This is a genomic window from Arthrobacter sp. BC5, from assembly GCF_056680255.1.
The window spans coordinates 142,012-165,491 of sequence record NZ_CM155273.1 but is presented as its reverse complement, the minus strand read 5'-3'; the positions used below and the strand labels follow the sequence as shown (position 1 = coordinate 165,491).

15 protein-coding genes and 1 tRNA gene are annotated in these 23,480 nt (G+C 70.2%); 14 read left to right on the top strand and 2 right to left on the bottom strand.

What is annotated here, in order from left to right; translation table 11 throughout:
• Window positions 1-31 precede the first annotated feature (31 nt).
• The 6 genes from AC1MFI_RS00585 to AC1MFI_RS00560 all read left to right on the top strand — a co-directional run bounded on the left by AC1MFI_RS00585 (window position 32) and on the right by AC1MFI_RS00560 (window position 9,124).
• Window positions 32-1,003: a 4-(cytidine 5'-diphospho)-2-C-methyl-D-erythritol kinase gene (locus tag AC1MFI_RS00585; protein WP_479818776.1), complete on the top strand. Its 972-nt coding sequence runs from the start codon at window positions 32-34 to the stop codon at window positions 1,001-1,003.
• Window positions 1,004-1,039: 36 nt separating this feature from the next.
• Entirely contained in the window at window positions 1,040-2,860 is a 1,821-nt protein-coding gene (locus tag AC1MFI_RS00580; protein WP_479818774.1) for an ABC-F family ATP-binding cassette domain-containing protein, read from the top strand.
• 516 nt (window positions 2,861-3,376) lie between these two features.
• Complete coding sequence (locus tag AC1MFI_RS00575; protein WP_479818772.1) at window positions 3,377-4,732, top strand: glycosyltransferase; 1,356 nt, start codon at window positions 3,377-3,379, stop codon at window positions 4,730-4,732.
• Window positions 4,729-6,570, top strand: a complete 1,842-nt coding sequence (locus AC1MFI_RS00570) for a right-handed parallel beta-helix repeat-containing protein (RefSeq protein ID WP_479818770.1) — start codon at window positions 4,729-4,731, stop codon at window positions 6,568-6,570. Before AC1MFI_RS00575 ends, AC1MFI_RS00570 begins: the two co-directional genes overlap by 4 nt.
• Window positions 6,567-7,640 carry a right-handed parallel beta-helix repeat-containing protein gene (locus tag AC1MFI_RS00565; protein ID WP_479818768.1) on the top strand — a complete coding sequence of 358 codons (1,074 nt, stop codon included), beginning with the start codon at window positions 6,567-6,569 and terminating at the stop codon, window positions 7,638-7,640. Before AC1MFI_RS00570 ends, AC1MFI_RS00565 begins: the two co-directional genes overlap by 4 nt.
• A gap of 74 nt (window positions 7,641-7,714) precedes the next feature.
• Window positions 7,715-9,124: a UDP-glucose dehydrogenase family protein gene (locus AC1MFI_RS00560; RefSeq protein WP_479818766.1), complete on the top strand. Its 1,410-nt coding sequence runs from the start codon at window positions 7,715-7,717 to the stop codon at window positions 9,122-9,124.
• A 66-nt stretch (window positions 9,125-9,190) separates the two neighbouring features.
• Here AC1MFI_RS00560 and AC1MFI_RS00555 read toward each other — a convergent pair whose 3' ends face one another.
• A complete protein-coding gene (locus tag AC1MFI_RS00555; protein ID WP_479818764.1) occupies window positions 9,191-10,483 on the bottom strand; it encodes a right-handed parallel beta-helix repeat-containing protein in 1,293 nt (430 codons plus the stop codon).
• Between the two features lie 278 nt (window positions 10,484-10,761).
• Between AC1MFI_RS00555 and AC1MFI_RS00550 the strand changes: the two genes are divergently transcribed.
• The 5 genes from AC1MFI_RS00550 (at window position 10,762) to AC1MFI_RS00530 (ending at window position 19,862) form a co-directional block, all read left to right on the top strand.
• Window positions 10,762-12,813, top strand: coding sequence for an Hsp70 family protein (locus tag AC1MFI_RS00550; RefSeq protein ID WP_479818762.1), 2,052 nt, complete (start codon window positions 10,762-10,764; stop codon window positions 12,811-12,813).
• Window positions 12,814-12,815: 2 nt separating this feature from the next.
• Window positions 12,816-14,933 carry a LuxR C-terminal-related transcriptional regulator gene (locus AC1MFI_RS00545; protein ID WP_479818760.1) on the top strand — a complete coding sequence of 706 codons (2,118 nt, stop codon included), beginning with the start codon at window positions 12,816-12,818 and terminating at the stop codon, window positions 14,931-14,933.
• A 119-nt stretch (window positions 14,934-15,052) separates the two neighbouring features.
• Window positions 15,053-16,393: an IniB N-terminal domain-containing protein gene (locus AC1MFI_RS00540; protein ID WP_479818759.1), complete on the top strand. Its 1,341-nt coding sequence runs from the start codon at window positions 15,053-15,055 to the stop codon at window positions 16,391-16,393.
• An 89-nt stretch (window positions 16,394-16,482) separates the two neighbouring features.
• Window positions 16,483-18,342, top strand: a complete 1,860-nt coding sequence (locus AC1MFI_RS00535) for a dynamin family protein (protein ID WP_479818757.1) — start codon at window positions 16,483-16,485, stop codon at window positions 18,340-18,342.
• On the top strand, window positions 18,339-19,862 hold the full coding sequence (locus AC1MFI_RS00530; RefSeq protein ID WP_479818755.1) for a dynamin family protein: 1,524 nt from the start codon (window positions 18,339-18,341) through the stop codon (window positions 19,860-19,862). Before AC1MFI_RS00535 ends, AC1MFI_RS00530 begins: the two co-directional genes overlap by 4 nt.
• An 8-nt stretch (window positions 19,863-19,870) precedes the next feature.
• Here the strand turns inward: AC1MFI_RS00530 and AC1MFI_RS00525 are convergent, their stop codons facing one another.
• Window positions 19,871-20,401: a hypothetical protein gene (locus AC1MFI_RS00525; protein WP_479818753.1), complete on the bottom strand. Its 531-nt coding sequence runs from the start codon at window positions 20,399-20,401 to the stop codon at window positions 19,871-19,873.
• Window positions 20,402-20,571: 170 nt separating this feature from the next.
• Here AC1MFI_RS00525 and AC1MFI_RS00520 point away from each other — a divergent pair.
• From AC1MFI_RS00520 to AC1MFI_RS00510, 3 genes are all read left to right on the top strand, one after another.
• Window positions 20,572-20,643 (top strand) — tRNA-Gln (locus AC1MFI_RS00520).
• A gap of 70 nt (window positions 20,644-20,713) precedes the next feature.
• Window positions 20,714-22,246, top strand: coding sequence for a bifunctional UDP-N-acetylglucosamine diphosphorylase/glucosamine-1-phosphate N-acetyltransferase GlmU (gene glmU, locus AC1MFI_RS00515; RefSeq protein ID WP_479818751.1), 1,533 nt, complete (start codon window positions 20,714-20,716; stop codon window positions 22,244-22,246).
• The gene (locus AC1MFI_RS00510) at window positions 22,243-23,223 is read left to right on the top strand and encodes a ribose-phosphate diphosphokinase (protein WP_479818749.1); all 981 of its coding nucleotides are present in this window, start codon (window positions 22,243-22,245) and stop codon (window positions 23,221-23,223) included. Before glmU ends, AC1MFI_RS00510 begins: the two co-directional genes overlap by 4 nt.
• The last annotated feature ends 257 nt before the right edge of the window (window positions 23,224-23,480 follow it).

Sequence of the window (23,480 nt, the reverse complement as noted above, 5' to 3'; positions counted from 1 at the left end):
GCGCAGGGAACAGTGGGCTAGGTTGGAGGGTATGGTCTCGGGCAGAACAGTCGACATGCGCTCCGGCGCCCGCTCGGTGCGCGTCAGGGCCCCCGGCAAGATCAACGTCTCGCTCATGGTCGGCCCGCCGCGCGAGGACGGCTACCACGGGATCGCCAGCGTCTTCCTCGCCGTCTCCCTGTACGAGGAGGTCACGGCCACCGAGACTGCCGGCGAGGGCATCAGCGTCACGGTGAACGGCCAGGGCACGCTCAACCTGCCCGCCGAGTCCATCCCGCTCGACCGCACCAACCTCGCGGTGCGCGCCGCCGAGCTCCTCGCCGAGGTGAGCCCCGGCCGCACCGGCGTGCACCTCGACATCACCAAGCGCGTCCCCATCTCCGGGGGCATGGGCGGCGGATCGGCGGACGCCGCCGCGGCCCTGCTCGCCTGCGACGCCCTCTGGGGCAGCGGCTTCTCCCGGGACGAGCTGGCCAAGATCGCCGTCGACCTCGGCGCCGACGTCCCGTTCGCCCTCGTCGGCGGCACCGCCGTCGGCCTCGGCGTGGGGGACCGGCTCACCCCGGCCATCTCGAAGACGCCCCTGCACTGGGTCCTGGTGACCTCCGGCTACGGGCTGTCCACGCCGGAGGTGTACCGCAGGCTCGACGAGATCCGCCTGCGCGACGGCGTGGAGCCCGATCCCCAGCCGTCCATCGATCCCGCGATCCTCGGTGCCATGCGCGCCGGGGACGCGCTGGGCCTGGCCCCGCTGCTGCACAACGACCTGCAGCAGGCCTCGCTCGAACTCGCGCCCGCGCTGGGCGATATCCTTGACCTGGGGAAGGCCGCCGGTGCACTGGCCGGCATCGTGTCCGGTTCCGGTCCCACCATCGCCTTCCTCACCAAGAGCTCCGGCCACGCGGCCGAACTGGAGTCACTCCTCGGAACCGAGGGACTGCAGGCGGCGTCCGTGCACGGCCCGGCACACGGCGCCCGGATCGCCACAGACGTCGCGGGCTGACCCCGCACCACCGCTCCAACCGAAAGCAGCATCCCCTTGGCACACCTCCTCGGCGCGGAAAACCTCAGCGTCGCCTTCGTCACCCGCACCATCCTCGACAACGTGTCCCTCGGACTCGAGGACGGCGACCGCATCGGGATGGTGGGGCGCAACGGCGACGGCAAGTCCACCCTCATGCGCCTGCTCGCCCAGCGGAGCGCCCCCGATTCCGGGCGCGTCACCAAGCGCCGCGACGTCGCCGTCGGCTACCTCGACCAGTCGGACGTGCTCGACGGCGACCTCGAGGTGGGGCAGGCCATCGTCGGCGACCAGGCGGACCACGAGTGGGCGTCGAACCCGAAGATCCGCGACGTCATGGGCGGGCTCGTCTCCGAGGTCGACTGGCATGCGAAGGTGTCCTCGCTCTCCGGCGGGCAGAAGCGGCGGGTGGCGCTCGCCAAGCTCCTGATCGGCGACGACGACGTCATCATGCTCGACGAGCCCACCAACCACCTGGACGTGGAGGGGGTCGCCTGGCTGGCCCGGCACCTGCAGCAGCGCTGGCGTGCCACCGAGGGCGGACTCCTCGTGGTGACCCACGACCGCTGGTTCCTCGACGAGGTCTGCAACCACACGTGGGAGGTCCACGACGCCGTCGTCGACGACTTCGACGGCGGGTACGCCGCCTACGTCCTCGCGCGTGCCGAGCGGGACCGCATGAACGCGGTGATCGAGTCCAAGCGCGTGCAGCTCGTCAAGAAGGAGCTCGCCTGGCTCCGGCGCGGCGCTCCGGCCCGCACCGCGAAGCCGAAGTTCCGCATCGAGGCGGCGAACGAGCTGATCGCCGACGTCCCCGAGCCGCGCGACTCCCTCGCGCTCAGCAAGATGGCGATGTCCCGGCTCGGCAAGGACGTGCTCGACCTCGAGGACGTCAGCCTGACCATCGACGACGGCGAGGGCTCCGAACGGCAGCTGTTCGACAGGATCACGCTGCGGCTCGCGCCGGGTCAGCGCCTCGGGCTCGTGGGCGTCAACGGCTCGGGCAAGACCACCCTGCTGCGGCTGCTCAACGGTGAGGTGCAGCCCACCTCGGGCAAGGTGAAGAAGGGCAAGACCGTCCAGACGGCCGTGCTCTCCCAGGAGGTCCGCGAGCTCGACGACGTCTCCGACAGCCGCGTCATCGAGGTCATCGAGTCGGAGAAGCGGGTCTTCGCCGTCGGCGGCAAGGAGGTCTCCGCGAGCCAGCTGGTGGAGCAGCTCGGCTTCACCAATGAGAAGCAGTGGACACGGGTCAGCGAGCTCTCCGGTGGCGAGCGGCGGCGCCTCCAGCTCCTCCGGCTGCTCGTCGGCGAGCCCAACGTCCTGATGCTCGACGAGCCCACCAACGACCTTGACACCGACACGCTGTCCGCGATCGAGGACGTCCTGGACGGCTGGCCGGGCACCCTCGTGGTGGTCTCCCACGACCGCTACCTGCTCGAGCGCGTCACGGACACCCAGATGGCCCTGCTCGGCGACGGCCGGCTGCGGGACCTGCCCGGCGGCGTGGACCAGTACCTCGAGCTGCGCAACGCCGCGGGCCCCATGACGGCCACCGGGAGCGCGGCGTCGCCCGCCATCAGCGGCGGCTCCACCGGCGGCTCGTCGGAGGCGGAGCTGCGGCAGGCCCGCAAGGACCTCGCCCGGATCGAACGGCAGATCACCAAGGTGGACGCCCAGAAGGGCAAGCTGCAGCAGCAGATGAACGACGCCGGGGCGAAGGCGGACGCCGACTTCGAGCACATCGCGGGCCTCAACACGCGCCTGCAGGAGCTGCAGGTGGAGATCGAGGATCTCGAGGCGCAGTGGATGGAAGCCGCCGAGGTCCTGGGGGAGTAGCTCCTCCCGTGCGGACGGACGCGCGGCACCGATAGCACGCCCCGGTCAAGGTGTGATGCGTTACACGTGATTCTTTGTGCGGCGCTGCCGGGACCCGCGGCAACGGCCGGGCCTCCGCCGGGCAGTAGCCCAGGAACTACTCGCTCCCACGCCGGCGCTCCCGCCGGCGGCCGTCCGGTCACTCTGCCTGCCGGCAAAGGCCCTAGTCAGGGGCTGGTCGGCGGTCGCTGTCGCACCTCCGTGCCGCGCCTGTGCCCCTGCCCGGCCGCGCCGCGGCCGCGGCGGCGACCGGCATTCCCACGGAGTAAGAGGGGGCCGGCGTCCAAGTAGGGCGGGCGAGATTTTCGAGTGATGAGCTCGACGGGCGGCTGCCCTAGTGTCGAAACAGAAGGTTGCTGATGTTCTTTCAGCGACCATGCGCCCGCCGCTCCGCAGCCCGACTGCGGCGTCCGGCCTGGCGCATCTTGCCCGCTGACGTGCAGTCCACCAGCCGCTCCATCCTGCCCTAGGACATCCGTGCACCCATTCCCGTTAGCAGCCACCACCGGCTCGACCCTCGACGTCGGACTCGACGTCCTCGGCTCCCAGTGGTCCGCCTGGACCTCCAGCCTGGACTGGACGGACGTCAGCGCCTTCTGGGCGGAGGTCTCGCCCTACTTCCCGGTCGCCGTCGCCGGCGCCATCGTGTGGGCCCTCTGGCTGTACCGGTTCATCCTCTCGCACCGGGCGAAGCCGATCGTGACCAACTACCGGACGACGACGTCCGTGGTGGTGCCGTCCTTCCACGAGGACCCGGACATCCTGATGAGCGCCCTCGAGTCGTGGCGCTCCCAGCACCCGGACGAGATCATCATCGTCCTCGACGTCGAGGACCTCGATGCCTACGCCCGGATCGAGGCGCTGCAGGACCCCACGATCAAGCCGATCCTCTTCCACCACGTGGGCAAGCGGTCCGCGCTCGGGGCGGGTATCCGCCTCGCCAAGCACGACATCCTGGTCCTGACCGACTCGGACACGTGGTGGCAGCCGGACCTGCTGCAGAACGTGCAGATGCCGTTCATCGATCCGCTCGTCGGAGCAGTGGGCACCCACCAGACCGTGTACAAGCGGGAGACGAGCGTGTGGCGCCGCGTAGCCGACTGGCTCGTGAACCTGCGCTACCTCGACTACGTTCCCGCGATGGGCGCGGCGGGCGCCGTGCCCTGCATCTCCGGCCGGACGGCCGTCTACCGCCGCTCCGCCGTGATGCCCGTCCTCGAGCACCTCGAGAACGAGTACTTCCTCGGCAAGCGCTGCATCTCGGGCGACGACGGCCGCCTGACCTGGCTGGTCCTCGCCTCCGGCTACAAGACGGTCCACCAGTCCACCGCGCGGGCCCTCTCGATGTTCCCCGCCAGCTTCCGGGCCTTCGTCAAGCAGCGCATCCGGTGGAGCCGGAACTCCTACCGCTGCTACCTCACGGCCATCGGCACCGGGTGGCTGTGGCGCGTCCCCTTCATCACGAAGGTCACCGTCCTGCAGATCCTGCTGACGCCGGTGACCATGGGCCTGACCATGTTCTACCTCATCTTCAACCGCCTGGACTTCACCGTGCTCGGCGTCGCCGCCGCGCTGTCCTGGCTGCTCCTCGGCCGGGGTATCCGCGGGATCTCCCACCTTCGCCGCCACCCGCAGGACATCCTGATCCTGCCGGTCCTCGCCTTCGCCGTGATCCTCGTGGCGCTGCCCATCAAGCTCTACGCCTTCGCCACCATGAACAAGCAGGGCTGGCTGACGCGGCACGCCGACCAGATCGGCGGCGACGGCCAGGACGCCGTGAGCCTCGAGTCCAAGACGGACGTGGCCCAGAACGGACAGGAGGCCGTGGCATGACGAACCGGAAACCGATCCTCCTCAGCCTCCTCGCGCTCGTGTTCATCGCCCTCGTCGGGGCGGGCTTCATCGCTGCCGGCAACGTCTGGAAGAAGTCCGAGGCCGACGCCGTCGGGCGCAACGAGATCGCCGCCAACGGCAACGTGCAGGGGGAGCTCTACACGGGGGATCCCCGCAGCGAGGCGCGCATCGTCCAGAGCGAGGAGGAACGCCTCGTCTACGTCAGGACCATCGCCTCCGCCGCGCGCTGGCGCGTGGACGGGCTCGAGGGACCCTACCGCCTCCACACCGGAGCCACGAACACGCTCGTGCTGCCGGCCCGCACGGAGCCGTACACGACCGCGGACCTGCTCCAGCTCGCCCCGGACACCTTCAAGCAGCTGGCGTCGTCGACCTACCTCCTCACCGAGAACATCGTGGTGCTGCCCGGTGCCACGCTCTCGTTCAGCGGGGGAGAGGGCATCACCGTGCGGATGCAGAGCAACGAGGACGCCTTCGTCTCCGTCGTGGCCCTCGGCGGCTCGCTCACGATCGCCGGCACGGAGGAGTCCGACGTCGCGATCACCAGCTGGGACGGCTCCGGAGCGGACACCGACACCTCCGACGGGCGCGCCTATGTCCGCGTGATCGGCGGCCACGCCTCGTTCTCCCACGCGACCGTCTCCTCGCTCGGCTTCTGGAGCGGCAACACGGGCGGCCTCGCCCTGACCGGGACGGACACGGCCGGTACGTTCCAGGACGCGCCGGCGACCCCGGAGCCCGTGGCCCCCGCGGGCGCCCGGCTGCTGCCGGAGGCGGACCTGCAGTCCCTCGGGGACCAGACGGAGCTCGACTACAGCGTGGTCACCGCCGGCATCGACAACCTGACCGTGAAGGACAACGCCTTCGGACTGTTCGTCACCAACGCAAGGGACGTCGCCATCCGCGACACCGCCATCACCGGGAGCCTGGTGGACGGCCTCGTGCTGCACCGCTCCGTCAAGGACGCGACGATCACCGCGACGTCCTCCTCGGACAACGCGGTGGACGGCATCACCGTGGGCCGCTCCAGCACGCGGGTGGACCTGCTGGAGGTCACGGCGAGCGGTAACGGCCGGAACGGCATCTCGCTCGACGGCCAGCCGCTCGCGGACGGCCCGAACGCCGTCGGGACCGCCGTGGTCACCTACGGCGGGAACCGCGTGCTGAAGAGCACCCTCGCCGACAACGGGCGCTACGGCGTCGAGCTCAGCGGCGGCAACAACCTGCGCCTGACGGGCAACACCATCCGCGGCAACGAGGTGGGTGTCGTGGTCAACTACGCGGCCGAGAGCGTGCACATCATCGACAACGAGATCCGCGACCAGCGCCGGCAGGGCATCGCCGTGCGGGACGCCGGCGCCAACGCGGACATCCGCCGCAACACGATCTCCGGCGGCGACACGGGCGTGTACGTCCGGGACGCCACCGCGACGGTCACCGGGAACACCATGACCTCGCTGTCCGGTCACGGCATCTCGCTGCTGGGCGACGTTCCCGGCACCGAGGTCACCGGCAACAACGTGGGCGGCTACGGAACCGTGGCCATCTGGGACGAGACCTCCACGGGCGCCCTGGTCGAGGAGAACGAACTGCTGAACTGGCATCCCGCTCCCACCGTCCACAGCGTCATGAACTCCGTCTTCCAGCCGCTGACCTTCGTCTGGCTGATGCTCGGAGCCCTGCTCGTGGCCACCGCCTTCACCCGGAAGCGGCACCTCCGCGTGCGCACCATCCGCAACCCCTACGAGGAGCGCGTCCCACTGACGGCCCTCAGCCGGGGAATCGTCCGCATCGACGACGTCCGGAAGGCCCAGTGACGCGCCGCGGCGGTATCACCGCGCTGGTCCTCGCGGTCGTCGCGCTCGTCGTCGCCGCCGTCGTCGTGGTGGTGGCCCTGAACCGGCCGGACGGGAAGGGCGCCGCGCGGGACGAGCAGGAGCCGACGCCGCAGACCAGCCAGGAGGTCGAACCGGCGCCCGGACCGGTGGCCACGCCCGTCGAGTGCCCGGAGCCGACCGTCCGGGTGGCGAACTCCACCGATCTCGAGAACGCGCTCGACGCCGCCCAGCCCGGCGACGTGATCGGCCTCGGGGCAGGCGTGTACACGGGCAACTTCACGGCCAGCGCGACCGGCACGGCCGAGCAGCCCATCATGCTCTGCGGCAACGCGGAGAGCATCCTCGACGGCGGCACCACGGAGGACGGCTACGTGTTCCACCTGGAGGACTCCTCCTACTGGGTGCTGCAGGGATTCACCGTCCGCAACGGCCAGAAGGGGGTCATGGTGGACCAGAGCACCAACACCGCCATCTCCGGACTGACCGTCACGACCATCGGCGACGAGGCGATCCACCTGCGCAAGTTCAGCACCGACAACCGGGTCATCGGGAACACCATCAGCAACACCGGCCGGCGGAAGCCCAAGTTCGGCGAGGGCATCTACATCGGCACGGCCGAGAGCAACTGGTGCGACATCAGCAACTGCGAGCCTGATCGCAGCGACCGCAACGAGATCTCCGGGAACACCATCTCCGGGACCACCTCGGAGAACGTCGACATCAAGGAGGGCACCTCCGACGGCGTCCTGCGGGCCAACACCTTCGACGGCTCCGGGATCGTCGAGGCGGACTCCTGGGTGGACGTGAAGGGCCGCGGCTGGGTCATCGAGGAGAACACCGGTGCCGATTCACCCCAGGACGGCTTCCAGACCCACGAGATCGTGGACGGCTGGGGCACCGAGAACGTCTTCCGGGACAACGTCGCCCAGGTCAACGGACCCGGTCTCGGCTACTCCCTGAAGCCCGTGCGCGACAACGTCGTCGAATGCAGCAACACGGCCTCCGACGCCGGAGAAGGCCTGTCCAACGAACCCTGCACCTCCGGCTGACCCTCCACCACCTACCCCGCAGTACACCTCCCCGCGACAATCTGCGCCATCCCCTACCCAAAAGAGGACACACGATGAGCACTTTCCACGAGAACGACCAGCCGGCACCCCGGGTGACGGTCATCGGCACCGGCTACCTCGGGGCCACCCACGCCGTCTGCATGGCCATCATGGGCTTCGACGTCCTCGGCGTCGACGTCGACCAGCGCAAGATCGACATGCTGTCCGCCGGGAAGGTGCCGTTCTTCGAGCCGGGGCTGCCCGAGAAGCTCGAGGAAGCCCTCGCCTCCGGCCGCCTCCGGTTCAGCACCGACTTCGACGAGGCCGCCTCCTTCGGCGATGTGCACTTCGTCTGCGTGGGCACGCCCCAGGCGCCCAATTCCTCGGCTGCCGATCTCCGCTACGTCGAAGCCGCGTTCACCGCGCTCGCCACGCGGATCGACCGGAAGGCCCTGCTCGTCGGGAAGTCGACCGTCCCCATCGGGACGGCTGCCCGCATCACGTCCATGGTGCAGTCGCTCTCCCCGCTCGGCACGGAGCTCGAGCTCGCCTGGAATCCCGAGTTCCTCCGCGAGGGCTTCGCGGTGCAGGACACGCTGTACCCGGATCGCCTGGTCTTCGGCGTCAGCTCCGCGTGGGCCGAGGACCAGCTCCGCAGCGTCTTCAAGCCGATCCTCGACCTCGACACGCCGGTGATCGTCGCCGACCTCGCGACGTCCGAGCTGGTGAAGGTGGCCGCGAACTCCTTCCTCGCCACGAAGATCTCCTTCATCAACGCCATGGCCGAGATCTGCGAGGCGACCGGCGCCGACGTGAACCAGCTCGCGAAGGCCCTCAGCCTGGACGACCGCATCGGCGGACGCTTCCTCAAGCCGGGCCTCGGCTTCGGCGGCGGCTGCCTCCCGAAGGACATCCGGGCCTTCAAGCACCGTGCGGAAGAGCTGGGTGTCGGGCAGGCGGTGAGCTTCCTCGGCGAGGTGGATTCCATCAACAACCGCCGCCGCGTGCGCACCGTGGACCTCATCCGCGAGCTGGCCGGCGGCAGCCTGGCCGGCGTCCGCGTGGCCGCCCTGGGTGCCGCGTTCAAGCCCAACTCCGACGACGTCCGCGACGCTCCGGCACTGGATGTCGCCCGCCTGCTGTACCTCGAGGGCGCGATCGTCTCCGTGTACGATCCGGAGGCCAACGCGAACGCGCACCGCGCCTACCCGGACCTCAACTACGTCGGCTCCATGGCCGAGGCGGTGGAGAAGGCCGACGTCGTCGCGCTGCTCACCGAGTGGTCCGAGTTCCGGAACGCGGATCCGGACACGCTCGGCGCCCTGGTGAACCACCGGCGCATCCTCGACGGGCGCCACGCCCTGAACGCGAACGAGTACACGGCCAAGGGCTGGCAGTACCGGGCGCTCGGCCGCCCCGCCCAGGCGGCGACGGTGGAGCTCGCCTCCGACGTCCGCGACGAGGCCCCGACGCTCGCGCTCTAGCTCGACCGGACGCACGAAGGGCCGGGGGGATCGTCCCACCCGGCCCTTGGCGTGTCGCCTCCGCCGCTACCGGCAGGCGATGTTGCTCAGCCCGCGTGCCGCACCGCTCGGCGTGCACGTGATCGTCGTGCCGAGGTTCGCCGACTGCACCCAGACCTCGTAGCCCGGCACGCCACCCTGCACGGAGTTCCCGGTGAACACGTTTCCGGTTCCCCAGCCGTCCAGGGCCGCGTGCACCTGGAAGGCATCGAGCCTGGTGCCGGTGCCGGAGTTGCCCTCGATCCGGTAGTCGTTGCCCTTCACGTCGATCCAGGAGTCGGCGTAGTTCGCGCCCGAGGAGCCCGCGTTGGTGAAGACGTTGCCTGTGATGACGCCGCCCGTGGTGCCTTCCTTCACATCGATGCCCTCGGCGGCCGTGTTGGTGATGCGGTTGCCGCGCACCGTGATGCGGTCGGACCGGTCCGGTGCGCCGCCCACCCAGTTGCTCTTGGCACTGCCGAGGTAGATGCCCTCGCCGTACCCGGGCTGCCTGAGCCCGGTGTCGTGGATGGACGAGTTGAGGATGGCGCCGTCGGAGCTGCCCGAGCGGAAGTGCACGGCCTCCGCGCCGATGGTGCCGACGTCGACGCCGTCGATGACCGTGTTCCTCGATCCGTCCAGGACGATCCCCTTGCTGGAGGAGGCGACCGAGATGCCGCTGATGCGCCAGTTCGAGCCGGTGACGTGCAGGCCGTAGCCGGAGGACGTCGACCCGGAGGAGAGCACCGCGCTGCGGGATCCCCGGAGCGTGATGGGCGCCTCGGCCGTGCCGGAGGCCGAGGCCGTGAAGGCCCCCAGGTAGCGGCCGTCCTGCAGCTCGATGACCTGCCCGGGCAGGGCGGAGGCGAGGGCCGCCTTGAGCCCGGCCGCGGTCGAGACCTGGACGGTGCCGGCGGGTGCGGGTGCGGGTGCCGGTGCCGGCGCAGGTGCAGGTGCGGCCGCTTCCACGGGTGCCGCGGGCTGCGCGGAGGTGCCGACGGAAAAGGACACGGTGGCCTCCTCCCGTCCCGTGGGCGTCTCCCACCGGACGTTGAGCTTATGCCTTCCGGAGCCCGTGGTCACGGGCCACGAGTAGGGGGCGGTCTCGTCCTGGCCCAGGTAGGCGCCGTCGAGTTTGAACTTCACCTTCGAGCCGGCAGGAGCATCCACGGATGCCGTGAAGGCGCCGTCGGCCTGGAGCGTGTCGGCAAGTGTGGTCCCATCGGCGAGGACAGTGGTCGGTGCCGCCGACGCAGGTGCTGCGAGGGAGGACAGTGCAACGGCGGTGAGGACGACGCCGGCCGCTGCTCGGCCTGCGCGCAGGCTGACGGAAGAATGCATGGGCTACTTTCTGGTGAGACCTTCCCGCGTCTGCGGGCCAGTTCGTCAGAGGTTAGCGAAGCTCCCGGCAGGGCTTGTACGGTCCGGGGCGCAGCCTTGCAATAAAAAGGGGAATTTATGCCAATGCTTGCAAATCCTTGCGGAAAGCGACGCCGAAGGGGGCAGGTAGTCCGGCGCTGAAGACAAGTACCGGGTGCGCGGGATTACTCTCGTTTTGCTCGTGACCCTCCGGTTAGCTGGGCCCTGGTGGTCAAGGACGAGCATGACATGGGGAAACTATGGGTTACGGTCTCAGCATTGATGTAGGAACAAGTTTCACGGCCGCGGCGGTCATACGGACAGGCGGCCAGGGGTCGGACGCGCCGCAGGTCCTCCCGCTGGGCAGCCGCGCATCGGCCATACCGACGGTCGTCTTCCTCGGTGACGACGGGACACGCCTGGTCGGAGAGGCCGCGGAGCGCAGGGGACTCGCGCAGCCGGAGTGTGTCACCCGGGAATTCAAGCGGCGGATGGGCGATGACGTCCCCCTCATGGTGGGGGGCACCGAGGTCCTCCCGCAGGCCCTCTTCGCCGATGTCGTCTCGTGGGTGGTGGGCGTCGCCGTCGAGCGGGAGGGCGGATCTCCCGACGTCGTCACCCTGACCCATCCCGTGGGCTGGGGGGAGCACCGGAAGGCCCTCCTCCGGGGAGCACTCTCGGAGGCGGGCATCCACGACGTCGAGCTGCTGACCGAGCCCGAGGCCGCAGCGCTGTCGTACGCCTCCCGCGAGCATGTCGCCAGTGGGAGCACGCTCGCCGTCTACGACCTCGGCGGCGGCACCTTCGACGCGACGGTGGTCCGGAAGGGCGACGCCGATTCCTTCACGGTCCTCGGGGTTCCGCAGGGCCTCGAGCGCCTCGGCGGCGCGGACTTCGACCAGGAGGTCTTCCACAGCGTCCTCGACAGCGCGAAGATCTCCCCGGCGGACCTCGATCCGTCCGCCCCCGAGGTCCTTGCCGCCCTCAACCGGCTGCGCCGGGAATGCGCCGAAGCGAAGGAAGCCCTCTCGTCGGACTCCGAGGCGACGGTCTCGGTGATGCTTCCCGGAGTGCACTCGCAGGTACGGCTGGTCCGGTCGGAATTCGAGGCGATGATCGAACCCGCGCTCGCGGAGACGGTCGACACCCTGCGCTCGGCCCTCGAGAGTGCGGGGGTCGGCGCGGAGGACCTGACCGCCATCCTGCTGATCGGCGGATCATCCCGCATCCCACTGGTGGCACAGCTCCTCTCCGAGGAATTCAACCGCCCCCTGGCCATCGACCTCGACCCCAAGGCTTCCGTGGCCCTCGGCGCGGCCTTCGCGACCGCGGCCCTCGAGGATGCCTCCGGCCAGGACCCGGCCGCGGCAGGCGCCGCGGAGCACCACGAGGATCCCAGCGCGGTGCCGGGGAGCGGAGCATCCGCCGCACGCACCAATGCAGCCGGGTTCTCCCTGCCCTCCGCCCGGCGGCCGGCCACGGCGCCGCGCCACGGCCCGGTGTCCATGGCACCGAACAAGCGGCTGGGGATCCGGGTGGGGGCCATCGCGGCGGCCGTGGCGTTGCTGGGAGTCGCGACAGCCAGTGCGACGAACGCCCCGGGCCTGTTTCCCGCCATCTCGGCGCTGGGCGACTCACGGGCCGAGGCCGCCGAGAAGCCGGTACCCGCACCGGCGACGCAGAGTGCAACCCCCGAGCCCGGCGAGAGTGCGAGCGAAGGGCCCGCCGGACCCCTGGCCCCTGATGAGGGCCAGACCTTCCTGGAGCGGGCAGGGGTCAAGGACGCCCCATCGGAGGACAGGCCCAGCAGCACCGAAGAGGCTCCTGCCGACGGTACGAGCCGCAGCACGGGCAAGGCGTCGGAGGCCGCACGGCGAGAAGCCTCGACCTCGGAGGAAGCACCCGGCGGAGCGCCGGCAGGAGAAGGACCCTCACCCGCGCCGTCTTCCTCCTCGCAGGCACCGGCGTCCGCGCAGAAGCCCGGGACGAGTCCGGTCGATCCGACGCCGCCCGCGCCCTTCCCGCCGTCGAGCCCCGCCCCGAGCCCCACCGTTCCCGTCAGCGAAGCGCCGAGCCCCACCACGGCGCCCACCCCGGCGCCCACCACGGTGCCGCCCGTCGTGCAGCCGACCACCCCGCCGCCCGCACCCGAACCGACCACCGACCCCACGACGCCCCCACCTCCCTCGCCCGACCCCCAGCCCACCACCGAGCCGGCAACCGAGCCGCCACCGCCGGCCGTTGAGCCGACGCCCACTGATCCGCCGGCCGGTGGGGACCCCACCGCATCCTCCGCACCCGTGGAGGCCTGATCGTGGTGGCCCACTACCTCGAGGCTGACGTGCGCCCGCACGGCAATCACCCGCTGGAACTGGACACCGCAACCTACGAGGTCGTCCTCGCGCTGTGCGTCGGGTTCTCGATCCCCGGCCTCGTCCCGCCGCTGCTGTACAGCGAGGGCACGCCGCCCGAGCACCTGGTGGACCGGGCACGGGCTGCCGGTTTCGTGCAGGCCGACGGCCGGCCGTCCACCGAGCTCCGTGCCTCGGTGCTGAGGGATGCGGATCCGTACCAGGTGCGGCGGCTGCGGCGCGCCCTGGTGGACCTGTACTGCTCCGAGAGGCTGCCACTCGGCCGCCTCGCACGCCAGCTGGCCGGGGAGGGGTTCGTCGACGAACGCCTGGCGGCCCTGCTCGTCCAGGAGGGCACCACCCTCCTCGGCACCGACCCCTGCGGAGCCCTGGAATCGCTCGACCTCGCGGTCGCTGCCGGTGCCGATGCCCTGACCGCCGCACCACGCCGGGCCGAGGCGGCGCTCGGGGCGGGCGACCTCGACGCTGCCTCCCGCATCCTGGACACCTACTTCGGGCATCAGCTTCCCGAGGAGGAGCTGACCCTCCCTGACTTCGCCCGGGCGGTCCGGGTGTCCAGTGCGCTCTGGGCTCACCGCGGCATGATGTCGCGTGCGGCCGATGTCCACCGCTGGGCGGCCGCCCTCCGCCCGCCGGGGGTGGAGCCGCTCGGCGCGCTCGCGCTGCTGGCCGCCGGTGATGCCGCAGGGGCCCGTTCCATGATCGAGGGGAGGGCCTCGGCGCCGTCGCCCTCGCTGCACGACGTCGCGCACACGCTCCTCGCCGAGGGAGCCCTGCTGTCCCTCGGCCCCGATCCCTACGGTGCCCTCCCCATCCTCATCCGTGCCTCCGACACGCTGAATTCGACCGGAAGGATCGCGCCCTCACCGGAGCTGCCGGCGTCCTTCGCGGCGATCGTCGGGCTCCTGGCCGGCAAGCCGCAGACCGCGCTGTCGCTCATCCAGGCGGCACTCGCCGGCGGACAAGGGGGGCAGGTCCTGCGCCCGCGCCTGTGCCTCCTGGGTGCCTGGGCGGCGATGCTCCTCGACCAGCCCGTCCAGGCGCGGCACCTCATCGTGGACGCCGGAGGGGGCGAGCAGCAGCTCGGCCCGCGGGACGAGCTGCTGCTGCAGGCGCTCGAGGTGGGACTCGCCAGGAGGGCAGGGGACACACCCGCCCTCGTCGAGGCCTGGCAACGCGCCCGCGAGGCACTGCTCCACGTCTCCGTGGACCTGCTGGCCATCCTTCCGCTCGACGAACTGGTGATCGCCGCGGCCCGGCTCCGTGACGTCGAAGGGCTGAAGCCACACCTCGAAGAGGCGTGGCTCCTCCTCGACAGGCTCGGCAATCCACCCCTGTGGTCCGTGCCCCTGCACTGGTCGGCCGTCCAGGCCGGCCTCCTGCTCGAACGCCCCGAGGACCTGGCTCCCCACGCGGCGGCGCTGGTCCGCCAGGCGGCGACGTATCCACTGGCTGCCACGTTCGCGGCCGCGGGCAAGGCGTGGGTCTCCGTACTCGCCGGGAGGTTCGATGCCGACGCCGTCGAGGGGGCGGCACGATGCCTTGCCGCGGAGGGTTTCCCCTGGGAGGGCGCCCGGCTGGCAGGCCACGCCTCGGCGCGGGCCGCGGACCGCAAGGACATGACCAGGCTGCTCTCCTGCGCCCGTGACCTGCGCCCCGTCCGGGAACGGACATCGCGGCCGGACCCGAGGACGCCCCGCGACGCGCCCGGTGCGCCGCGGGCCGCCGCCCTCCGGACAGCGGCGGCAGCGCGCGCCGGCACCGTTCCCGGGGACGGCGCGCGGCGAACGGCGGGCCCGGTCCTCAGCGGGCGCGAACGCGAGATCGCGCAGCTGGTCCTGCTGGGCCGGACCTACCGCGAGATCAGCGAGGAGATCTTCATCTCGCCCCGCACCGTGGAGCACCATGTGGCCCGCATCCGGCGGCGCTTCGGAGCGTCGTCGCGCTCGGAACTCCTGGCCCGGCTCCGCCTCGCCCTGGAACCGGCAGCCGGCGGCAGTGCTGCCGCCAGGGGGTCTTCACCTGTGGGGGCCCCTAACGGCGCCGGCCGAAACCCCTAATGGGAGCCCGGGGTTAGGGGGCCAACTACCGATGCCCCCGGTGCACCCCCGCTCCTACGTTTGAAACAAGCCAGGCAGAGCCGCCCGGCGAATCGACACCACCACCGAAGGAACATCTCATGACTACTCTCGCTTCAGATCTCCTCGATTTCCTGATGAACCTCTTCAATGACCAGGAAGCGGCCAGCGAATTCATCAGCGACCCCGAAGGCGTCCTCGCCGAAGCCGGCCTCGGCGACGTGTGCATGGACGACGTCGACGCCGTCATGCCCGTGGTCCTGGACTACGCCCCGGTCAGCTTCGGCGGCGGCAACGCCAGCTCGTTCGGACGCAGCTACAACACCGGCGGCAACTCCTCCGGCGATGTGACCCCCGCTCCCTTCACCCCGGGCGGCGGCGGAACGACCACGCCGACAACGCCGGGCGGTGGCGGCGGCGGAACGACGACGCCGGTCACGCCGGGTACGCCGGGTACGCCCTCCACGGGCGGCGACGACAACGATCACGGCAACGCGGTCCAGCAGCTCCTGCACGTCGTGAACAACTACTCCTACACCTCCTCCGTGGATGACCGCGACACCATCACGGACCAGTCCGTGAACCAGAACATCTGGGCCAACGGCGACGTCACCCAGATGTTCGACAACGACGCCTTCATCGCCTCCGGCAACGGTGCGGTCGCGGCGAACGGTGACGCCAGGGTGGACAACTCGGTGGACAACTCGGACGACCACTCCCAGGACAGCTCCACCAACGTCACGGCCGGCGGCTCCGCGAGTGTCGCGATCGGCAACACCACCGATTCGTACAACGACAACTCGGACAACTCGGACAACTCCGACAACTCGGTCGAGGACTCCTACAACGACAACTCGGACAACTCGGTCGAGGACTCCTACAACGACAACTCCGACAACTCCGACAACTCGGACAACTCGGACAACTCCGACAACTCGGTCGAGGACTCCTACAACGACAACTCCGACAACTCCATCGACACGGACATCGACGTGGAGCTCGAGGACTCGTTCAACGACAACTCGACCACCGACAACTCGGACAACTCCATCGACACCGACGTCCAGGACTCTTTCAACGACAACTCGGACAACTCGACCACCGACAACTCGGTGGACACCGACATCGATGTCGAGCTGGAGAACTCGCTGAACACGGACAACTCCGTCACCGACAACTCGGAGACCACCGACGTCGTGGTGCAGGATTCGTTCAACGACAACTCGGTGGACAACGAGCTGGAGGTCGAGAACTCCTTCAACGAGACCGACAGCTCGGTCGACAACACGCTCGAGGTCGAGAACTCCTTCAACGAGACGGAGGTCGTGACCGACAACTCCGACAACGAGTTCACCTCGATCGACGACTCGGCGATCTTCGTCGACAACGAGCTGGACGTGGAGGTCAACACCGAGCTCACCGTCGAGGACTCGGCGCTCTAACTGCAGGACAACTCGGGCAAGCCCAACGGGGGATCCACCCCGTTGGGCTTGCCTGCGGTCTCATACAACAACTCATCGGGGAGCTTTACATGGACGATCTCACCACGCTCGTGAACCGCGGTCTCAGCCTGGTCGCTGCCGGGGACCGGGCGGACCTGCGCCAGAGGCTGGAGCAGACGCTGGTGCGCCTGGCGAACCCGGACATCCGGGTCATCGTGGTGGGGGAGTTCAAGCAGGGCAAGAGCAAACTCATCAACGCGCTCGTGAACGCGCCGGTGTGCCCGGTGGATGACGACATCGCGACCTCCGTGCCGACGGTCGTCAGCTTCGGTGATCCCCCAAGCGCAGCCGTGCTGGTGCCCCGCGGGAGCGGCGGGGCGGAACAGGATGCCTCGGCGTTCGAGCGCCGCCCCATCGCGCTCGAGGAGATCGCCGGCTTCGTGTCCGAGCGGGGCAATCCCTCGAACAGCCAGGGGCTCGCCTCGGCGGAGGTCCGCCTTCCCCGGCGTGTACTGGCCGACGGGCTCTCCATCATCGATTCCCCCGGGGTCGGCGGCCTCGAATCGGCCCACGCGCTGACCACCCTCACGGCCCTGCCCACGGCCGACGCCATGCTCCTCGTCTCGGATGCCTCCCAGGAGTACACCGAACCGGAGCTCCGGTTCCTCAAGCAGGCCCAGCGCATCGTCCCCAACGTGGGGTGCGTCCTGTCGAAGACCGATCTCTACCCGCAGTGGAGGGCCGTCGCGGACCTCGACCGCGCCCACCTCGCCCAGGCGGGCATGGAAGCGGCACCGCTGATCCCGGTCTCCTCGGACCTCCGCCTCTTCGCCTCCCAGGCGAAGGATCCCGAGCTCAACCGCGAGTCCGGGTTCCCCGAGCTCATCGCCTACCTCCGGAACGACGTCGTCGGCAAGGCGCAGGCCCTGCGCCGGAACTCCGTGGCGCAGGACCTGCTGTCCACCACCGAGCACCTGCGGCTGTCGGTGAGGTCCGAGCTCCAGGCGCTCCAGAACCCCGAGGGAGTGCCCGTGCTCCTCGCCGAGCTGGAGGAGGCCAAGGAGAAGGCCGACCAGCAGCGGAAGCGCTCATCGCGCTGGCAGACCACCCTGAACGACGGCGCCTCGGACCTGATCTCCGACATGGAGCACGATCTCCGCGACCGGCTCCGGTCCATCCAGCGGGAGGCGGAGACCGCCATCGACGCCGGGGATCCGGGGCCCGTCTGGGACCAGTTCGCGGAGTGGCTCGAGCAGCGCGTCGCCTCAGCGGTGTCCGACACCTTCGTCTGGACCAACGAGCGCTCGCAGTGGCTCGCCGAGCAGGTGGCCGAACTGTTCGCACTCGACGAGGTGCCTCTGCCCCTGCTGGAGGTCTCCAGTACGGACGGGGTCCTCGCACCCGTCGAGGAGGTGCCCTACCTGGACCCCGGTCACGTCAGCGCCGCGGGGAAGGTGCTGATCGGCATGCGCGGTTCCTACGGCGGCGTCCTGATGTTCGGGCTGCTGACCGGCATCATCGGCATGTCCCTCATCAATCCGCTCTCGGTCGGAGCCGGCCTGCTGCTGGGGCGCAAGGCGTACCGGGAGGACAAGGACGCCAGGCTGAAGCGGCGCCAGTCGGAGGCCAAGGCCCTCGTGCGGCGGCAGATGGACGACGTCGTCTTCCAGGTGGGCAAGCAGCTGAAGGACCGGCTGCGCCTCGTCCAGCGCGAGATCCGCGACCACTTCGGCAACATCGCCGAGGAGCACCACCGGTCGCTCGCCGATTCGGTCACCGCCGCGCAGCGGACGGCCTCGAGCTTCCGGCAGCAGCGCGATGAGCGGGTGGTCCAGCTGAAGGCCGAGCTCACGCGGATCGACCAGGTGCACGCGCAGGCCAGGAAGCTCCTTCCCGCAGCCACCCCGGTGCCGCAGGTCGCCGCGGACGTGATGGCAGCAGGAGCATGAGGGACAGCGGCGCCGTCGAGGCCCTCCTGCTGGAGGCCGTCACGGTGTACGACGACGAACCTGCGGTGCGTGCCGAGCTCGAGACGTACGCGCAGCGCCTGCGCGAGCCGCTGCGCGTCGCCGTCGCGGGCATGGTCAAGGCCGGCAAGTCCACGCTCCTCAACGCGATCATCGGCGAGGAGATAGCTCCCACCGACACGGGGGAGTGCACCCGCATCATCACCTGGTACCGCCACGCGGCCACGCCCCGGATCACCCTGTACCCCGTGGACGGCGAACCGCGGCTGCTTCCCCTCACGAGGGTGCAGGGGCGGCTCGTCTTCGACCTCGGCGGGCAGCGGGCCGAGGACGTCGCCCGGCTCGTCGTCGAGTGGCCGGCAGAGAACCTGCGCTCCATGACGCTGATCGACACACCCGGCATCGCCTCCCTCTCGGCGGATGTCTCCGCGCGCAGCACCCGGTTCCTCACGCCCGAGGACGCGCCGTCCGAGGCGGATGCCGTGATCTACCTGATGCGGCACCTGCACGCCTCGGACATCACGTTCCTCGAGGCCTTCCGCGACACCAGTGCGGCCCACGCGGGCACCGTGAATGCGCTCGCGGTCCTGTCCCGGGCGGACGAGGTGGGGGCCGGCCGCATCGATTCCCTCATCTCCGCCTCCCGGATCGCCGACCGGTACCGGGCCGACCCCTCGCTGAGGTCACTGGTGCTCGACGTCCTGCCGATGGCCGGCCTCCTCGCCCAGAGCTCGCGGACGCTGCGGCAGGCGGAGTACGAGGCGTTCGTCGCCCTGGCTGCGCTCGGGAACGCGGAGCGCGAGCGCATGCTGATCTCCGCGGACCGCTTCGTCGCCGGGGGCCCCGCCCTCGGGATCTCCGCCGAAGACGCCGCGCGGATGCTCGACCGTTTCGGCATGTTCGGCCTGCGGCTGGGAGCGGCGCTGGTCCGTGGCGGCACCACGGATGCGACGGCGCTGGCGCGTGAGCTGGCCCGGCGGAGCGGGCTCGACAACCTGCTGGCGCTCGTGATGCGGCAGTTCAACGCGCGGGCGGCGACCCTGCGGGTCCGGACGGCGCTGGCCGGACTGGAAGCGCTGCTCCGCACCCACCCGCGGGAGGACGGCGCCCGGCTGCTGGCCGGGATCGAGAGGATCACGGCCAACGCCCACGAGATCAGCGAGCTGCGGCTGCTGTCCGCGTTGCGCTCGGGCCTCGTCCCCCTGCCGGCACGTGCAGCGGACGAGGCGGAGCGGCTGGTGGGCGGATCCGGCACGGGTGCCGCGGAGCGTCTTGCCCTGGCGCCCGGCGCGGATGCCGAAGAGATCCGCTCCACCTCGTTCGGGACCCTGCGCCGCTGGCGCGTGATGGCCGAGAACCCGCTGACGGACCGGGGAGCCCTCGAGGCCTGCCAGGTGGTGCTGCGCTCCTGCGAGGAACTGGTGGTCCGGGCAGGCGCCGGTGCCGGACCGGGAGGACCTGCAGGTGGAACCGAGCAGGCCCGGGAGCTCGCCCGGGGCTGATCAGCCCGTCAGCGCCGCGAGGGGACGTGCCGGAACCAGCGCGCGGCCGCCGGAAGCAGGCACAGGATCAGGGCCGGCACCGCCAGGGCCAGCTGGACCACCGAGAGGTGGGGGGCGGGCTGGAACCCGGCAGCATCACTGCCGAGGAAGGCGAACACCAGCAGCACGGCGCCTGCGTTGAAGACCACCATCACCAGGAGCGCCCAGCGGGCCCAGCCGCGGCGTCGCAGCAGCGGACCCACCAGGAGTGCTTCGAGCAGCAGGACGAGCGCGAAGACCCCCAGCGTTCCCCACAGGGCCACCGAGGCCACCTGGTCCACCGCCGAGGCCTCGACCTCTGTGTCGAGGGAGCTCGCGGTCTCCCGCAGGGTGTCCAAATGCGCCTCGCGGTCGAGGAACGCGAACACGAGCGCCACCACTCCGGCAACCACCCCCAGGAGCCAGAGCCCACCCGAGGCCCGCACCACCCGCGGAGCGGGCTCCTCCCTGACGATGGGAGGCGGGACGGCATTGGACATCTCTGGCCGGGGAGGAAGCATGCTCGTAATCTAGCCCCGCTGCCGCAGCGCTTTCAATGATGGGCGGCCCGGCAACCGTGCCGAGCCTCCACCCGCAGGGAACCTCCGGGCGGAGTCGCCCGTGCCCCGGGAGCATGGCAAACTAGATAACCGTGCGCACATGCTCCGGCACCAGGGGAGCGTGGTCGCGGTCCGCCCTGGTGTAATGGCAGCACCCCAGCCTTTGGAGCTGTGGAGTATAGGTTCGAATCCTATGGGCGGAACGGTGAATTGCTGCCCGGACGGGTCAGTCCGCCGCACACGCCGGTCCCCCAGAGGTAGGAGCGCTTTTTCGTGAGCAACCAGGACAGCACCACTGCCACCGCGCTGGACGGTACCGAGATCCCCGCGGCGGTGATCGTCCTCGCTGCGGGCGCAGGTACCCGGATGAAGTCACGCACGCCGAAGATCCTCCACCCCATCGGCGGCATCTCCATGATCGGGCACGCGCTGCGCGCGGCGCGCGCCGTGCAGCCCCGGGACCTCGCCGTCGTCGTCCGCCATGAGCGTGACCGCGTGGCCGAGCACGTCAGCGGGCTCGACGCCGCTGCGGTGCTGATCGACCAGGACGACGTGCCCGGCACCGGCCGGGCGGTGCAGGTGGCGCTCGCGGGCCTCGACGAGCGCTCCGGGAGCCCACTGGCCGGAACCGTGGTGGTGACGTACGGCGACGTCCCCCTGCTCACCCCCGAGACCCTCCGGGACCTCGTAGCGGTGCACCAGGGCGAGGGCAACGCCGTCTCGGTCCTCACCGCGGTGCTCGAGGACCCCACGGGGTACGGGCGCATCCAGCGCCATGAGGACGGCACGGTGGTCGCCATCGTCGAGCACAAGGACGCCTCGCCCGAGCAGCGGGCCATCCGCGAGGTCAACTCCGGCATCTACGCCTTCGACGCCGCCGTTCTCAGGAGCGCGCTGACGCGGGTCGACGTCGACAACGCGCAGGGCGAGATGTACCTCACCGACGTCGTCGCGATCGCACGTGCCGACGGCGGCCGCGTCGCCGCCGTCGTGCAGGAGGACCGCTGGCAGGTCGAGGGCGCGAATGACCGCCTGCAGCTCGCCGCTCTCGGAGCCGAGCTGAACCGGCGCCTCGTGGAGCGGTGGATGCTCGCCGGAGTCAGCATCGTGGACCCGTCCACCACGTGGATCGACGCGACCGTCGTCCTCGAGGAGGACACCACGCTGCTGCCCAACACGCAGCTCCACGGCGGGACGTTCGTGGCGCGGGACGCGGTGGTGGGTCCGGACACCACCCTCACCGACGTCGTCGTCGGCGAGGGCGCGCACGTGGTCCGGACGCACGGGAGCGGCGCGCGCATCGGCGCCGGCGCCAGCGTGGGCCCCTTCACCTACCTGCGCCCCGGGACGGTCCTGGGCGAGGACGGCAAGATCGGCGCGTTCTACGAGACCAAGAACGTGACCGTGGGGCGCGGCTCGAAGCTCTCGCACCTCGGCTACGCGGGTGACGCCGAGATCGGCGAGTACTCCAACATCGGGTGCGGCAACATCACCGCCAACTACGACGGCGTCAACAAGCACCGCACCGTGATCGGCTCGCATGTGCGCACCAGCTCCAACACCGTCTTCGTGGCCCCCGTGACGGTGGGGGACGGCGCCTACACGGGGGCGGGCGCCGTGGTGCGCAAGGACGTCCCGGCCGGTTCGCTGGCCCTGACCGTCGCACCGCAGCGGAACATCGCGGACTGGGTGGCCGAGAAGCGGGCCGGCACCGCGTCCGCCGGTGCCGCAGGCGCGGCCGGCGCTTCACCCGACAATGACACCCCCTCGAGCAACCCCACCGAAGAGAAGAGCACCCAGGCATGAGCGAGATCACCGCACACGGCGAGAAGAAGCTGGTCCTGGCCTCCGGGCGCGCCCACCCGGAACTGGCGGAGGAGATCGCGTCCTGGCTGGGCACGGAACTGCTGCCGGTCTCGGCCTACGACTTCGCGAACGGCGAGATCTACGTGCGCTCCGGGGAGAGCGTCCGGGGCACGGACGTCTTCGTGATCCAGGCCCACCCGGCGCCCCTGAACAACTGGCTCATGGAACAGCTCATCATGGTGGACTCGCTCAAGCGGGCGTCGGCCAAGCGCATCACCGTGGTGTCGCCGTTCTACCCCTACGCACGGCAGGACAAGAAGGGCAGGGGCCGCGAGCCCATCTCGGCCCGCCTCGTCGCCGATCTGTACAAGACCGCCGGCGCCAACCGCCTCATGTCCGTGGACCTGCACACCTCGCAGATCCAGGGCTTCTTCGACGGGCCGGTGGACCACCTCATGGCCATCCCGCTGCTCGCCGACTACATCCGCACGCGGGTGGACGCCGACAACGTCACCGTCGTCTCCCCGGACACCGGGCGCGTGCGTGTGGCCGAGCAGTGGGCCGAGCGCCTCGGCGGGGCGCCGCTGGCCTTCGTCCACAAGAGCCGCGACCTCACGGTGCCCAACCAGGCGATCTCCAAGCAGGTGGTCGGTCAGATCGAGGGGCGCACCTGCGTGCTCATCGACGACATGATCGACACGGGCGGAACCATCTCCGGTGCCGTGCAGGTGCTCAAGAACGCCGGCGCGAAGGACGTCATCATCGCCGCCACGCATGCGGTATTCTCGGAACCGGCGTCCCGGCGCCTGGCCGAGTCCGGTGCCCGCGAGGTCGTGGTGACCAACACGCTGCCGATCCCCGCGGAGAAGCGCTTCCCGCAGTTGACGGTGCTCTCGATCGCCCCCCTGATCGCCCGGGCCATCCGCGAGGTGTTCGACGACGGCTCGGTCACGAGCCTGTTCGACGGCAACTCCTGACGGCTGGTATCGCGCCACCCGAGCTCCACAACACTCGTCGTCCAAGTACTCCATGCGGGATTTGCAAGTAGTCTTACCGTAATTACCCGGGTGGGAAGCGAGTAGGTGGAGTGGAACTCCAGTAAGTGTTACTCGTGTAGCAGGCCCGAAGCGTTCCTAGGCTCGAAGTGGAATGACCCAGACTTCGGATGTAGGAAGTGGTCTCATGGATGACATCATCCTTGGCATGCTGTTTCTCTCGATATGTTCAGCAGTAC